The 16,604-nt window shown below is 52.2% G+C and carries 9 protein-coding genes; 4 read left to right on the top strand and 5 right to left on the bottom strand.

The features are described 5' to 3' along the window. The first annotated feature begins 150 nt into the window (after window positions 1-150). The 3 genes from DQG23_RS31440 (at window position 151) to DQG23_RS31450 (ending at window position 5,609) form a co-directional block, all read left to right on the top strand. Window positions 151-1,914: a sensor histidine kinase gene (locus DQG23_RS31440; RefSeq protein ID WP_113034996.1), complete on the top strand. Its 1,764-nt coding sequence runs from the start codon at window positions 151-153 to the stop codon at window positions 1,912-1,914. After that, entirely contained in the window at window positions 1,902-3,572 is a 1,671-nt protein-coding gene (locus DQG23_RS31445) for a response regulator (RefSeq protein WP_158560790.1), read from the top strand. The genes DQG23_RS31440 and DQG23_RS31445 overlap by 13 nt, the downstream gene beginning before the upstream one ends. Window positions 3,573-3,695: 123 nt before the next feature. Then, window positions 3,696-5,609: a glycosyl hydrolase family 28-related protein gene (locus DQG23_RS31450; RefSeq protein ID WP_202865978.1), complete on the top strand. Its 1,914-nt coding sequence runs from the start codon at window positions 3,696-3,698 to the stop codon at window positions 5,607-5,609. A 308-nt stretch (window positions 5,610-5,917) separates the two neighbouring features. On the opposite strand, the gene DQG23_RS31455 is transcribed toward DQG23_RS31450, so the two are convergent. The 5 genes from DQG23_RS31455 to DQG23_RS31475 all read right to left on the bottom strand — a co-directional run bounded on the left by DQG23_RS31455 (window position 5,918) and on the right by DQG23_RS31475 (window position 12,578). After that, window positions 5,918-8,998, bottom strand: a complete 3,081-nt coding sequence (locus tag DQG23_RS31455) for an S-layer homology domain-containing protein (protein WP_113034998.1) — start codon at window positions 8,996-8,998, stop codon at window positions 5,918-5,920. A 49-nt stretch (window positions 8,999-9,047) separates the two neighbouring features. Further along, a complete protein-coding gene (locus tag DQG23_RS31460; protein ID WP_113034999.1) occupies window positions 9,048-9,266 on the bottom strand; it encodes a twin-arginine translocase TatA/TatE family subunit in 219 nt (72 codons plus the stop codon). A 263-nt stretch (window positions 9,267-9,529) separates the two neighbouring features. Then, entirely contained in the window at window positions 9,530-9,739 is a 210-nt protein-coding gene (locus tag DQG23_RS31465) for a hypothetical protein (protein ID WP_113035000.1), read from the bottom strand. Then, window positions 9,736-10,848 (bottom strand): response regulator, encoded by a 1,113-nt coding sequence (locus tag DQG23_RS31470; RefSeq protein WP_158560791.1) that lies wholly within the window; start codon window positions 10,846-10,848, stop codon window positions 9,736-9,738. The genes DQG23_RS31465 and DQG23_RS31470 overlap by 4 nt, the downstream gene beginning before the upstream one ends. Beyond that, complete coding sequence (locus DQG23_RS31475; protein ID WP_113035002.1) at window positions 10,845-12,578, bottom strand: sensor histidine kinase; 1,734 nt, start codon at window positions 12,576-12,578, stop codon at window positions 10,845-10,847. The genes DQG23_RS31470 and DQG23_RS31475 overlap by 4 nt, the downstream gene beginning before the upstream one ends. 438 nt (window positions 12,579-13,016) lie before the next feature. On the opposite strand from DQG23_RS31475, the gene DQG23_RS31480 reads away from it, so the two are divergent. Next, window positions 13,017-16,541, top strand: coding sequence for an S-layer homology domain-containing protein (locus tag DQG23_RS31480; protein ID WP_158560792.1), 3,525 nt, complete (start codon window positions 13,017-13,019; stop codon window positions 16,539-16,541). Window positions 16,542-16,604 lie beyond the last annotated feature (63 nt).

A 16,604-nucleotide genomic window follows, 5' to 3' on the forward strand; every position in this document is an offset into this window, starting at 1 on the left:
CTATACAGACGAGGCGGCTTAACAACTACAGGCATTCCTAAACTTTTATATGCATTTGTATACTACTTCGCAGGCGACCGTCTTGACGAGCCGCCGGGCAGTCCTTATGATAAGTCCTACTAAGAGCGACGGGGGGACAAGATTGTGCGAATGTCGATTTTCACCAAGCTATCCTTGACGTTTTTGCTTGTTCTGCTGCCGTTTTACGGGATGACGCTGTTTCTCAATCTGAAGGGCTCGCAAAGCATTCGCAGTGAAATCAGCCATTCCGTGAACAGCCGCGACGCCTTCTATATGCAAAATCTCGAGCAGGAAATGAAACGGCTTTCGCAAATTTTTTACGAGCTGCTGCTGGATAAAGACCCGATGCTGATCGGTGTATCCGACGACTTGTCTGCGCCGGCTCTTCTGGACAAAGTGACTACCCTGCAAAAACGGCTTCAACTAGTTAAAGCCTCCAGCACGCTCGTAGAGAAGCCGATGATTTATTTTCCCCAGATGAACCGTTTGATTTCGCCAGGCGGCGTATCCGATTACGACAAGCTGCAAAACCCCGATGAAGTCGATCGGCTGTCCCGCAACGTGGACCCGAACCGCATCGTCCAGCTTCAGGACGGCCGCTTCTTTCTGAGCCTGCGTTACCCCTTGAACGCCGATTTTGAGCGCCCTCCCTTGTTCGTGGTCATGCTGGAGCTTTCCGTCGACCAACTGCAAAACAGCTTGCGAAACATTGTAAGCCCGCAGCAAGGGGATTTTCTGCTGGTTCATGCGAAAGAAAACTGGACGTTGTCCAGCACCCAGGACGAATCGACTTTGCAAAATCTGAAATCGCTGGCTGAGGATAAACGGTCAGAGGGCGCTCATGCCGGATCCGGCTCCGTCAGGCTGGGAAATACGACCTATTGGGAATCCTACACCACATCCGATCCTTTGCAGCTTTCCCTATATGTTTTTATCCCGGAGGATAAGGTTTTGGGGGGACTGCGGAGCTATGAAAAATGGGTATGGATCATCCTTGTCGTCTCGCTTGTCGCCATTGTGCTGCTTGCGTTAACAACATACCGGATTATTCATAACCCGCTTCGCAAGCTAGTCTCCGCCTTCCGGATGGTGCAGCAGGGACGCTTTGTGCCGGTTGCGGAAAATACGGCTCAGGACGAGTTCCACTACTTGTTCGCTGGTTTTAACCGTATGGTTTCCCAACTGAACATCCTGATTCATGAAGTATATGAGAAAGAAATCAGCTCGCAGCGATCGGAATTGAAGCGGCTGCAGGCGCAAATTAATCCGCATTTTTTGTACAATTGCTTTTTTATTATGGGTGGCCTGATCACCGACAAGGAATATACCAAAGCATACGGCTTTGTTCAATATTTGCGCGATTACTATCGCTTCATCACGAAGAACGCGGAAGATCATATCCCGCTTCGGGACGAAATGCAGCATGCGCAAACGTATCTGGATATTCAAAAGCTGTGCTACGGCGAACGGATCGACGTCGAAATGGAGCCGCTCCCCGATCGTCTAAGCCTCATGCCGGTTCCCCGGCTGATCGTGCAGCCGATTATCGAGAACGCCTATAAATATGCGCTTGTCTGTCACCCTGCCCACGGCGAACTATGGATTCATCACAAAATGGATAACGATAACCTGATGATCTTCGTTGAGGATAACGGAACCGGCATCGACGATGCGCAAATCGCCGCTTTGTCGGCGCAGCTCGCCGCAAGGGCAGTCCCGCGCGAGGAACCGACCGGGCTTCTGAACGTCCACCGCCGCTTGCAGCTCATGTTCGGCTCGAACAGCGGGCTGATCTTATGCCGTTCACAGCTCGGCGGGCTGTGCGTCATGATGACGTTCTCGATCTCAGACCAACAACAGGAAGATACGGAGGATGCGGGATGTACCGAATGATGGTTGTGGACGATCTCCCGATTATTGTCGACCGCATGGTGCGGCTGATTGACGAGCATGAGCAATTAGAGTTGGAGCTGATCAAGGCGTATTCGGCTTTCGAGGCGCTCGATCTGCTCAAGAAGATCAAGATCGACATCGTGCTGACCGACATTAAAATGCCGGGTATGGAAGGCATCGAGCTGCTACATGAGATTCGTAAATATTGGCCGCGATGCAAAGTAATTTTTCTGACCAGCTATGACGAATTTCATTATGCGAAAAGTGCGATCTCGGGCGGCGGGTTCGATTTTATTCTGAAGTTCGAGAGCGACGAGGTCATTATCGAATCCGTGCAAAAAGCAGTCGCGGCGCTGCACGACGAATATGCCGCGCTGAAGCAGCTGCACGAGGCTCAAATGCAGAAAAGGCAGATGATTCCTCTGCTTCAAGAGCAGGCCCTGTCCCATTTGCTGTACGGCAAAGGAAGGGACATTCACGGCGGCAAGGAGACGCTCCGTGAACTGGACATCCCGTTGCAAAGTGACATGCCCGTTTATGTGCTGGTCGGCAGAGCCGATGACTGGGGAACGATAACGGGCGCCGCCGACCGCAAGCTGCTGCTCTATGCCGCGCGGAATGTGGCGGAGGAACTGCTCGGCGTATCGGTTGTCATCGTTTCGGCGACGGTGGAGGAATCCAAAATCGCCTGCCTGCTCCAGCCGAAAGCGTGCTTGAACGCCGCGCGGCAGGAGGCTGTACCGGCCGATGTATGGGAACGAACCTTCTCCTTCGTATTCGAATCGCTCCCGTTCCTTCAGTCAACCTGCCGCGATTTGCTTAAGCTGCAATTCTCCTTCGCGCTAGGCGCGGAGCCTGTGCCGCTCAGCCAATTGCCGGAGGCGTTCGACCAACTGCGCTCGCTGTTCCTGAGCCATGCCGGGGCAGGCAAAGAACTGCGGCTCACAGACCGAAAATCGGCTGCCGCGGACAATCCGTCGGCCGCCGCGGCAGCCCAGCACAAGATGCAAAGCTTCGTCATCAAAAAAATCGAGCTGCTCGGCCATTACCTGGAAACCGGCATGAAAGCGGAATTCGACCAGCTCTACGAGGAAATTATGGATGACCCTGCCCGCCAGTCCGCCTCCGGATTTCTGAAGCTGGAAGTGCATCATACGCTCGCTTCGGTATTTCTCTCCTACTTCCGTCTCCATCCGCCAAACCCTTCGCTATTTGCCATAGTCGAGCTGGGCAAGCTGACGCAGACCGATCCCGATTTGTCGTGGGAGGAGATGAAAGCATCCTTCGCGACAATGGCGGATCGCATATTCGCGCATAAAGCGGCGGAGACGAAGGAGATCGGCAAAGAGAACTTGATTCTCTGGCTGAACGATTATATCGGGAAGCATATCGCCGAGGACTTGTCGCTGGCGCGGCTTGCGGAAATCGTCCATTTAAGCCCGGTTTACCTGTCGCGCCTCTACATCCAGACGGCCGGCGTCGGCATATCCGACTATGTGAACATGTGCCGGATGGACAAGGCGAAGGAGCTGCTCAAGAACACGCACTTCAAAATTTACGAAATTGCCGAGAAAGTCGGCTACGATTCGGCCTTGTCGTTCATCCGCTTTTTCAAGAAACAAATGAATATGACGCCGCAGGAATACCGAAACCTGTGAAACGGTTTACAAATGTAAATAAAAGTAGAGAAGTGCGTATGGAAGCGCATGCACGCCAAACGATACACTGTACCTGTGAACCATGTATCAGCTTCCATCTCTCATTTACAGGAGGAACCGACTATGCGCAATGAATCGGAAGGAACGGACCGGCAACAGACGGACAAGGAACCAGAGGGGAAAAAGGAATTGGTCAGCAGACGAAAAATGCTTGCTTCGCTAGGCATGGCAGGGGTTGCGCTCGCTTCCTCGGGATTGATCGGCGGCGCGCTTTCCACCGCTCATGCCGAGCCTGTCGAGCGGCGCAAGAAAGTGAAGGATTTGATGGTGGAAAATTTGCTCGTTTACACGACGATTGCCGATTTGCGCGCGCTAAGCAGCAGTCTGGATATCGAAAGCTTGTATTATGTCACCGATCCGGAGCAAGAAGGGATGTTCCGTTACAATCCGGCGGATACGACCTCTGCGGATAACGGCGGCACGCTTCTCGTTTCGACATCCGGGGCAAGGTTTGAACGAATTTTTGACGGCGCGGTAAATGTAAAATGGTTCGGAGCCAGGGGCGACGGCAGTCATGACGACACGACCGCCATTCAGCAAGCGATCGACGCCAAGCGAGGCACCGTTTTTATGCCGAAAGGAAAATATTTGACGTCAGCTCCAATCGTTGTGCAAACGGGCGACTCGCTGGTCGGCGAAGGACCGGAATCCACGATTATTGAGAAAACGACCGTAACGGCCGCCACATTAGGCACGAGAACGATGTGGAGCGCTGTGGATAATTACAATGTCGATGCAGTCATTATCGCGCTGGCTCCCAACAATGACTACGTCAGATACCTCCATATCGAGGGGATCATGGCCAAGCGCGGAGCGGCGCCTGAAACGTTACCCAAAAATGCGTCCTATTGCTTCTATGCGCCGCGAATTTATTTTCTTACGCAAAAAAATGTGGAATATCGCCATGCCGACACAGGCTACTATACGGTGAACGCGTGGATGGTAACGCTGGAGCGGGTATCATCGCGCTGGGTAACCAAAGGCTTTGTATGCGGCGACTACGATGCGCAAGGCGGCGGCGGCACGAGCCATACCGTTACCTCCTGCTGGGCGGGAGCCTGTGAGAAGTGGGCGTGGAAAATTAATGTTTCCTATTCCAACTTCATCGCTTGCGGAGCAGATTATATCGGTTACAACCCCGCTAATCCTCCGGAGTTTATTTACCAGCTTCGCGGCGTTGCCTTGACGCTTAGCGGCTGCGGCACGGAAGAAGCCACCGGCACGCTCCTGTCCGTTTATAACATACCGTCTATTGGCTTATCCAGCTCCGTCAACGTCGTAGGCTTTATGACCTATAACTACTACGGACCGGCAGCGGGCGAAACCTATGCGGTCAGCGTCAAGAACAGCTCCATGCTGACCCTTACGGGCGGAGATATGGCAATCGTCGGGAATCCGGGCGCTAAATTCGCCGAAATTACGAACAGCGCGAAGCTATTCATAAACGGCTTGTCAACGAATCGGGATTATCTCGATGATGCCCAGACCGTCTGCACGACTCTCGGAGAAGTCTCGATTTCCGGAGCAAAAATGAAATCGCTAACAAACGGTCAAGAAAAGCGGGACAGCTACTCGACGAACGGCAGCATCAATATCGTGGGCGCATGGAACAAAGGGCTGCTCAAATTCACGGATTCCACATCCCGCGAAGCTTCTCATCTGTGGGTGGATGCTCTCGGTTCTCTGCGGATCAAGAAAGGCGTAGAACCGACCTCCGATTCAGACGGCCAGGTCGTTGGGGAGCAGAACGTAAAAAGAGGAACCAGCGTGCAATCGGCCGACGGCAGTCAAGCAACCTTCTACATCCCGCACGGATTGGGGAATACGCCAAACTTCTATAACGTTATCCCTGCATCCGCCAAAGCATCCGGCATTCAACATGTAGGAGCGGATTCATCGAACATCATCGTCTATTATGCCGCCGCTCCAGGATCTGCGGCAAACGGCCTCATATGGAAATGGGAAGCCAGGCTGTAGGCGTTTCTGATCCTGCAAAAAGAACCGTACGGAACGTTCATCGGACGGTTCTTTTTGGCGCGTGGCGACACTCGTTCGCACAAATAGGCTGCGCTCCCGGCATGCATGTGTCATGCCCCAAAACCAGTACGGGGCTGTCCCAAAAGTCGTTTCGGAGTTTTCGGCCCCCACTTCACACGTGAATTCGTGTAACAAAAGAACCTTCAATTCCACTTACATAGTGGTTTTGAAGGTTCTTTTGCATCATTTATGGGATTCGCTCACTTGAGCGCACCCTTTTGGGACAGCCTCGTATGGACAGCTTCTGTCTAATTGATGAACGACGCTGCTTGCAGCAGTCTTTTGACAACAACCGCCGCTTCAGCTCGGGTCGCATGATGATCCGGTGCAAAAGAATCTCTTGCTTGGCCATTCATGATTCCAGCTTGCACGATCTGTTCCACCGCAGCTTTCGCCCAAGCGCTGATCTCTCCGCGATCTTCAAAAGCTGTCAAGGCAGAGCCCGGCTTGTCGATTACCGTGTTCTGCTGCCCTGTAAAGCGCAGCGCCTTAAGCAGCATAACCGCCATCTGCTCGCGCGTTATCGCTTCGTCGGCTCTGAACGTATTGTCCTCGAAGCCGCCAACGATCCCGACCTTCGCTGCTGCGCCAAGCGCCCCTGCAAACCAGTCGTGCGACGCTGCATCCTGAAACTGTGTTGCATTCGCCGCATCTTCTTGCAGCCCAAGCGCGCGAATGAGAAGACTGACGAACTCCGCGCGCGTTACGGAATTCCCGGGAACAAAGCTTGTGTCTGTCATGCCGTTCACGATGAGCTTCGATGCAAGCAGCTCAATATCGGCGCCAGCCCAATGCTCGCGCACATCGGCAAACGATGCCCGGAATTCGATCACCGTATAAAGACTGTTTCCAGGACGCAACATCTTGACGATTGTCTCATCCTTGTCCGTTGCCGTAAACACAGACGGCACGAAGGATAAGGTTCCCGACTTTACGTCGAACATCAAGCCTGTTGCCTTTGCCGGATCAACGGCTCGCGACAACAAAATACTTCTAGTCACGTATGTTTTGCCGAAATCGGAAATCGTTATGGTACGATCTGGCGTCTGTAGACTCAAACTGAAGTCCAGAACAGGACCGATGACACGCGCCCTCGCCATTTTCGCCTGATCCTCCACTTGCTTGGCGGCATCTCCTGTAACGGTTGCCATCGTTACGTACACGACAGCCTTGTCCGCATCGCTTCCGAGCTGCTCCAGAATAGCCGCAAGCGCAGGCAAGTTCGCCGGCAGATTGTAAGCAACATCGCCTGCCTGGATGGACAGAACCGTATTCGGAACGACCGCCGCCTGTTTGATTACGTTAGCCGGAATTCCCGCTTTGCGAATGTTTTCCGTACCCGTTATGGTAAACGTGATGTTTCGGGAGTCTTCCGCCTTCTCTGTCAACATGCCGAACGCCTTCGTCAGCACATCGCCATCCAGCAGCGCAGTAAGCATTGTGGTCCCATCTGCCGCTGTCGAGACGGTATATGCAGCCGCTTCGCTTTTGACGATCAAGCCGTTCGCCGTCTCTACGATCAGCTCCGGTTTCGGCTGTGGCTGCGATGGTGTCACAACCTGCTCGTTCTTCTCTTCATGCGGTGTACCTGGAAGCTGAACTTGTTCCGCGCGGCGTACAGTCAGCATATAGGTGCTTTTGCTTATCCCGTCCTCCGCCGTAACGATGATCGGTACATGGTTGGCACCTGTTTGCAAACTGACGACAAACGGAACTCCGCTGCCATGCAGCTGACCGCTAATCTGCATCGCAGCAGCAGAATCATAGGTGCTTGCCGTAACACTGACCGTCGTCACGTTATTCCCGACATCTACCCCGTATGTATACACGGAAGGCGTAAATGCCGGCTGAAGCGTACCGGCGCTTACGAGAATTTGCGTCAGCTCGGCATTGGCGGAACGCGCAGGCTGCCCGGGTTCATCGACAGCTAGCCGCACAATCGTCAAGCGATACGTTTGGCTCTGTAATTCATCAGCCGACTGAACGACGATAGAGACCTCATTGGCGCCAACTTGCAAGTCAATCGGAAGCGACAATTCATTTCCGTATACGCTCCCTGTTACCGAAATGCTCGCAGCCGGATCGAGCGTTTCAGCCGCCACAACCAGTTGAGCGACAGCATGCTCGACCTGAACCGTATACGCCTCGATATTCGGCTGGAATGCCGGGCTTAAGGAGCCTTCGCTTACAGTTAAAGCTTTTAACGCCGCGCTCTTCGGCAGAGCGGCACGTTCTTCTTCGATAACGCTAACATCACCGCTATTGAAGTTTGCGGTGTAAACCTTGCCAATTCCGGCATTGGCGGCAATGGCGATCGGACTTTCTCCGACTGCAATCGTCGACGTCGTATGATCCGCGCCGTTCACAACGGTCACGCTGCCGCTCTCGTAATTCGCCACGTAGATTCTGTTTGTTTCCGTATTGACCGCGATCCCGTCAGGCCCTTGTCCAACCGCAACCGTCACAGCGCTATGATTCGTACGGTCAATAACCGTCACGCTGTTATCATGATCATTCGCAACATAAATCTTCCCTGTCACCTCGTTAATCTCAACCGCATTCGGAGCTGCGCCAGCCGAAATGGCGGTTGTCTGGCTCGTTAAGGCGTCGATGACCGTGACATTGTTACTGAAAAAGTTGGCTACGTATACATTGCCGGTTATCGGATCGACTGCTAGCGCATTCGGACCGAGGCCTGTCGATATGGAAGTTGTCGTATTTCCCGCGCCGTCAATGACGGTGACAGTGTCGCTATCGATGTTCGCCACATAGATTTTGTTCGCCGCCCCGTTGACCGCTACGGCAAACGGACTTCTGCCAGCGGCAACTGTCACGGTTCCGTGCGTAGCTCCGTCAATGACGGTTACATTATCGCTGCCCATGTTGGCGACATAAATTTTATTCGTTGCTTCATTCACCGCAACGCCAACCGGCTGCTTGCCCGTCGGGATCGTGAACGTACCGTTCGTCGCGCCGTCAATAACGGTGACGGTATCGTCGTCTACATTAGCCACGTAGATCGTATTGGTCAACGAATTGACTGCCAGTGCGTAAGGAGCCGTCCCCACCGCTACAGTTGCAACAACCGCTGCGCCTCCCGGCTCCTCGCTATCCCCGATTACCGTTACACTGTCGCTGCCGACATTGGCTACGTATACTTTGCCTGTCAGCGTGTTGACCGCTACGGCATGCGGGCCTACTCCCGCATGGACCAGATAGGAAGCCGCTTCATTCGCTTTAACCTGTAAAGACCAAAGACTTCCAGCTAGCAGCGTCGTAATAACGACCACACAAACAGCCCGCAGCAAAAATAATGCCCGGAGCTTCATCGCTCATTCCCCCTTCATGGTTAACACTTCCCGATTAACTCCGGCATCCTCAATTCTCTTGTATCCTGCCGTCGGAAAGACGTTTGCTTGACGCGTTCCTTTGCGCATCAACCTCATCATCGTCATCAGTCCATTCTCGTGTTCCTTGTTTAAATTCACGTAGTGTTCTCCCTACCGCCTTCCCCAGCTCGGGAAGCTTTCGGGAACCAAATAGCAGGATAACAATTGCAGCTATCCAGATTAACCCTGAGGCTCCTATTCCCGACATCTCGCTTCACCTCCTTTTTGCTCACGCCATGCAGGGATTAAGAAAGCCCTTTCATCAAATCATCTGGCAAAGCTTATAGGTCTCGCCTATCATGCGTGCGTATGGCACGGATTACGGTTTCAGTATACCGCCCCGTTCCCTATCCCCTCTATATACATTCTTCATACTTTTATATACGTTTGTATACCTCTTTCGGAGTTCAGACAAAACGAAAAACCATCCGGGAGTTCCAGATGGTTTTTATATGGACGCTTCATGTTCGTTCATACATGGGAGGGATTCCCTCCGACGCAGCCTCTTACCCGGAAACCGGACTTTTCCAGAAGCGCGGCGTACTCCCCAACGGAAGAAAAATACCAAAGATTGCGCTCAGCCGCGTCGATGCCCATGCTGCCCAGCGCTTTTTCGATCGCGTCGGCAATGCTGTTAATAGGCTTATTCCTCGTTCCATCGCCTTCGAAGTAAACAATCATTGATACTCCTCATAGAGTCGGCGGAATTCCATCGAAGGCTGCAAGCCAAGCTCCCCGGACAACAGCATCGTATACTGCTCATAATAATGGATTAAGGCTTGGTTATCCCCCATCGAACCGAGTATTCGCAGCAGCAGGAGATTGGACTCTTCTTCGAATTCATTGCGGTGTATTAATCTTCTCGCTATCAACAAGGCCTCGCTATATCGATTCTGAGCCAGGAGCCAGCTTGCCAGGCGCTTGGCAAAAGAGTTGTACAATAACGCCAACCGCTCGCGCTCCATAGCCGCCCATTCAAAGGATTTGTCCTCGAACAGCTCGCCCGTAAACTGTCTATCCAGCTCGACGGCTGCCGCCGCATTCGCCGCGCCGAGCTCGCTCAACTCCTCCATGCCCAGCTCAAGCTGAATAAAGTCTACATCCACCTCGGACAAGTCAACGCGGTATTGTTCCTGTGCATTGATGACGATCTCTTTGAATCCATGATCGGATAACGCTTTTCTAAGCTGATAAACCGCCGTATTGAGATATATTTCCGCATTTTTGAGAGGAAACCCCGGGAATATATCCTCCAGTATGCGGAGCTTACTAACGCTTCGGCCTCGATTAACGAGCAAATAGGCGAACAACTCCATGCTTTTCTTAGAGATCCATTTTACCGCCCCCGCCTGTGTGCTGCCGACCTCGAAGCACCCAAGCCCTCGAACCGTCAGTCGATTGGACGGGGGGACGCCGGCTTCAGAAGAAGCCCGACCGCTGCTCGCCGCCCTGGCGATCGTCTGAGCCAGACGCGTTCTGGAGATCGGTTTAACCATATAATCCAGCGGATACACATCGTAAGCGTCCATCGCGTATTCGGCGTGGGAGGTGGTAAATACGATAATGAGTTCGGAGTGAAACGCGCGCAAGCTGCGGGCCAGCTCCAGCCCGTCGTCCTCAGCGATCTGGATGTCCAAGAAGGCGAGATCCACTTCTTTGTCTCGAACGAAATCCAACGCTTCTCGCGCGCTCCGGAAGCTTCCGACAAGCTCCACGCCATTCATGCTCGACAGCAGCCGCTTCATCGCTAGCAGCATAGCAGGCTCATCGTCTACAAGAAGAACTCTCATCCCTCTGCCCCGCCTCTCATGGTGAAGTGAAACGTGCTTCCTTGTCCCGCTTGGCTTTCCGCCCATATGCTCCCGCCGCTCCGCTCGACGAACTGTCGGCTTACGAGCAGTCCGAGTCCGGCCCCCTTCTCCCCCGAGGTTCCGGCCGACGAGACGAACTGCGCTTCGGTGAAAAGCTGTCGAAGCCGCTCCTCTTCCATTCCCACCCCACTGTCCCGGACGGATACAGTCACCCTGTCCCCCGAAGGCTGGGCATACACCTCGACCGAACCTCCCGGACCGGTGAACTTGATCGCATTGGACAGCAAATTACGGAGGATCAAGCCAAAAGCTTCCCGGTCGGCATATACGCGGGTGCCTAAGCGAATCCGGTTATTCAGGCTAATCTGCTTGGCATCGCTTGCAATAAGCAGCAATTGGCAGCACTCCTCCACGACCTCAGCCAGTTCAAGCACCTGTGGACGAAGAGTCATATCTTCCCTCTGACTGCGAAACCACTCTAGCAAATTATGGGTCATTCCGAGCGTATTGCGAATTTGGCCGCCGAGCGTCTCGATAATCTCCCGATGATCCGAGTCAAAGCGATCGCGATCCGTTTCCAGCAATTCGATGAGCTGGAACTGTACGGCCAGCGGGCTGCGAATATCGTGCGACACGATCGTAAACAGTTGATCCTTCATCCGATTGAGCTGGGCGATCTGTTCCAGATTCCGTTGCTTCTCCGTAATGTCGACGACGAGGGAGATACTGCCCTGCCCCTGCTTGCGCAAGATATGCAACGGGTATACGGTCACGCTGTATATTCTTCTCTCCCCGCCCACTCGAGCGTCAATCTCCACACGGCCCTGCTGCATGGACTTGCACAATTCCCGCCACTCCGGCCAAGCCGCCAATACGTCCGCCGCATGCCGACCGTCGATAGCCCCGTATCCGATCTCCGAGAACCAATCGGCGGCCCGCTTGTTGCTGTCGATGATCTTGCCTGAAGCATTCGTAACGACGATGCACTCCTGAAGCGTATCCAGCACAAGATTGCGGGCAAACGGTACGGTAGAGAAAAACTTGATCCGCAGCATAATCAGCAGCATCAACGTACCTGTAAATCCGCAATAAACCGACAACGGAAGCATCCAGGACGACCAGTCGGGCTTTATGAGCTTGGCCATCTCAAGGACGACCGGAAATGTACTCAGGAACAGAACCCACATCCCCGGTTTGCGAAAGTCGTTGCGAATGCTCCGTATATATTGAAACAGAAAATAGAGACACGCAGCTAAAATGCAGTAACAAGCGACCGAAAACGCCATGGAGTAGATCGTTTTCGTCGTCATTAAATGTCCTTGCTCAAGCTCAATCGTGCGATAGATCAGATGAAGCTTGGGATCGAGCCATGACAGCAGCGACCATAACGCAAAGAACATAAACATCGCGATTTTCCATAGCGGCCTCCCCAGCTTTTCGCGACCGACCAGCTGATACACGAAAAGGAGAAAAAAAGGGACCATTAAATTCATCGTCGTACTCTGGATATTGCGAAAAAACAGCTTATACGGCAATAGATCGCTGCTTTTCTCCAGAATGACACTGCTTGAGTAAATCATCCGGCACACAACTACACCGACGAGATAACCTACTCCGCGTTCTTTTCGATATCCATACACAAAGAATAAAATGATACCCGTCATCATCAATGAAGCAATCATAAAAACAAGTTCCGCAGTGGAATTCATGAAGCAGGTCCCTCGAAGTTTGGAGTAAATAGATGGATAACCAGATAAAAGTTACCCCTGTATAGTATACAACACGAAGTGTACGAAGGGTAACCTCGTTCATTGCGGCACAAGGATAAACGGCTTCGCCGTCCTAAACGCTTTCGAAGAAAACGACTTCGTAAGCGTACGCTTACGGACAGGGCTATTAAAGTAATAAGTAAATTGTTACAATGTACTAAAGTCCCATTTTTTCGCAAGTTTCATAGTCTAGTTAGTTTGGGTTGGGAGGTAAGATAGGAAGCAAGACCTTATCGGTTATGTTCCACAAGGCAGAAAGCCATTAGCTGCCGCCCGTGAACAAGGCCATTCATACCTGATAGAATTAGAAAAAGGAGAATAGAGAAAGTGTATATGATGAGATGCAACTCTGCTAATACTAGAGCGGTTTCCGTACTAATGAGCTTTTTATTGGTCGTTCTTTCGCTAGTGTCATTCATTGCAGTCGGAAGCAAGGCGTTTGCCGAAGGAGCCTACGAACCAATTGATGAGGTAACACCCGCTTACTCGGGACCTTTGAGCTGGAATCACTATTCCTCTCCGAGGAACAACAGTACAATCCCGCTTCCAGGGACTTTCAATTATTCTCTGATGGCATTGGATATTGACGACAACGACGACATCTATACGGTAGGTACCAAAAATTCTACAGGTATAGTCACTATGACCGGTGTGGTAGAGAAAATATCCGACAACGGCCGGACGGTCACAGACATTACCTACAACGCCAATCTAATTAATCCGCGGGGGATAGCGGTAGACAAAAACGGAAACGTTTACGTTACCGATAATAGCACCCTCGGCCCAGGCAGTGTCGGCAGAATCCTAAAGCTGCCTCATGGAACGAATTCATGGGTACCCATTACAGGCACACAAACGTTCAGAATTGCGCTAGGCGTTGCGGCAGATGACCAAGGCAATGTGTTTGTCACCGAATATAGTGGAACCAACAACCCCTTATCACCTACTGGGAATGTTTTTATGCTGCCTAGCGGCGGGAGTTCATGGGTTAATATTAATGGAGTGGCTACGTCGTTCTATGTTCCGTGGGACATTGCGGCTGACGGTGAAGGAAATGTATTCGTAAGTGATTCATCGCCTGTGAATGGCTTCTCTGTCGTTCAAAAGCGTCCTCCTGGTCCTCCCACTCCTCTTGGAGGTAACATCTGGACGAATATCGCGCCTTCGGCAGGGCAAGCCAACTCGTTTTTCGCTGCCGGCATCAGTGTCGATAAATTCGATAATGTATATACAATAGGCTTAGGCGGCGGTGTAAACAAACTGAGGTACAATGGCGGCCAGAACGATTGGACAAATATTGCGGTTACATCCGATTCTTTATCTGTCTCCGCATTTGATGTAGCCGCAGACAGCTCCGGTTACTTTTACAGCACCAATCTCGTTTACGGCAACGTTTCCAAGCTGATGGCGTCTGTTACCTATAATGCCAATGGCGGGAGCGGGACCGCACCAATTGACCTTGTCGGGTACGAGCCGTACGAATCGGCTATCGTAGCAGGCAACTCAGGCAGTCTAGCGAGATCGGGTTATCTGTTTAACGGCTGGGCCACCGCCTCAAATGCGACTGTTCCTGAATATGTACCTGGAGATACGATCACTTTGACGCAAAGCGTGACCTTATATGCCGTATGGTCTCCGCTGTTAACTATCACATACAACGGTAACGGCAGCACGGGCGGCAGTGTTCCTACTGCTCCCGGATATAAGTCGGGTGATACGGCTATCGTGAACGGCAATACAGGTAATTTGGTGAAAACAGGACACGTATTTGAAGGCTGGAAGAGCACTTCCGATCCTTTAACGGGGATTACTTACGCTCCGGGCGATACGATCACTATGACACAAAGCATAACGCTGTATGCCAATTGGACACCGGTGTCGACAATCTCTTACAACGGCAACGGCAATACGGGCGGAAGCGTGCCGGTTGATAGCGGAGCTTACAAACAAGGCGTAACAGCTACGGTTTATGGCAATACCGGCAATCTCGTAAAACCCTATCACATCTTCGGTGGATGGACCACAGGTTCTGGCGTCACGGAAGGTACTTATGCCCCGGGAGAAACATTCACTATCACGGGTAATGTCATTTTTTATGCGAAGTGGATTCAGATCCCTAAGTATCTCGTTACCTACCAGGCTGGAATTGGAGGAAGCCTGAGCGGCTCGGTCACCGAATCGGTTTACAGTGGAAGCTTCCCTGTTTCAGTGCCGACAGCAACTCCTGAGCTAGGAAATACGTTTCTTGGCTGGAGCAAAGATGGAGGAGCAACACTCCTGACAAGTCTCCAACTGGCATCTACTGATGTAACAGAAGATATTACATATACGGCATACTTTAAGCCTCCTGTAACCTTATCAAGCCTTACGCTGGACAGCGCGGGCTATACACTGGAGCGGGGTTCTACACACCAAACCGTAACGACTGCGGTGTATTCCGACAATAGCACGTTCACGCTTTCCTCGGGCGTTACGTATTCCTCGAGCAATGCGAATGTCGCTTCGGTGAACGGCACCGGTTTGGTGACTGCCCTCAATGACGGACAGACGGTCATTACCGCCACATATGGAGACAAGCAGGCTCAAGCGATTGTAACGGTCTATTCGCACGAATCCTCCGGTGGCGGCGGCGGCTCAACGCCTTCTAACCCCGGTTTTCAAATCATCGTCGACGGTGTGATTCAGGAACAGCTGGCGACCGCTCAACGAACGACAGTGAACGGTCGGAACGTTACAACGATTACGCTGGACAACAAGAAAGTAATGGACAAGCTGGAGAAAGAAAACAACAATCTGATTACCATTCCGGTAAGCGGCGATAGCGATGTTGTGGTTGGCCAATTGAACGGCAGCTTAGTGAAATCCCTGCAATCGAAGGATGCGTTAATCCGGATTGTAACCGACAAAGCGATTTACACGCTGCCGGCATCGCAAATCAATATCGATAACCTCTCTTCTCAGGCGGGATCCGGCGTGAAGCTGGAAGACATCACGATCAACATCCAAATCTCCGAAACGCCAAAAGACAAGGCTACCCAAGTAGAGGGAGCGGCTAAGCAAAATCAGTACACGCTCGTCGGAGCACCGGTTGACTTCGAGGTTACCGCTTCCTACGGTACCCGGACGGTTCCGGCGAACAAATTTAACAGCTATGTAGAACGGAAGATTGTCCTTCCCGACGGAACCGATGCAAGTGATGTGACTACAGGCGTAGTATGGACGGAAGACCGCAAGCTGGGTCATGTGCCAACCATTGTCGTGAAAGAGAACGGCAAGACATACGCTATTATCAATAGCTTGACCAACAGCACGTATTCCGTCGTTTACAACCCTCGCGAAATGAATGACGTAAAGGGGCATTGGGCGCAAGCCGATGTCAACGACATGAGCTCCCGCCTTATCGTAAACGGCATGACGGCAACGGATTTCCATCCTGACGCATCGATTACGAGAGCGGAGTTTGTGGCAATCGTCACACGAGGTCTTGGCATTCAAGAAAACGCATATGCCGATTCCTTTAAAGATGTTACGATCAACAGCTGGTATGCACGAACGGTACAAGCCGCTATCGACTACAAGCTGATTGACGGTTACGAGGACGGCACATTCCGTCCGGATCAGAACATCACCCGGCAAGAAGCAACGGCTGTGTTGGCACGCGCTGCAAGTATCGCAAAGCTGAAATCGGAACTGCCTGCTGCAGAGGTTACTCGCGTATTGTCAACATTTAAGGACGGCAGCGAAATAGCGAGCTGGGCACGGACGAACGTCGCCGCTGCGATCAGCCTTAACCTTATGAACGGACGAGGCGAAAAGCTGGAAGTTGACGCTAATCTGACTCGTGCCGAAACGGCTGCTCTTGTACGCCGCCTGTTGCAAGCTGCAAAACTGATTAATTCATAAAGGTTTCCCGATAAGGGCCGTCCCAGGCAAAACCGCCATTGGGGCGGCCCTTTATATGTCACT

Origin of the sequence: Paenibacillus contaminans (genome assembly GCF_003285015.1) — a bacterium.
GTDB lineage: Bacteria > Bacillota > Bacilli > Paenibacillales > NBRC-103111 > Paenibacillus_V > Paenibacillus_V contaminans.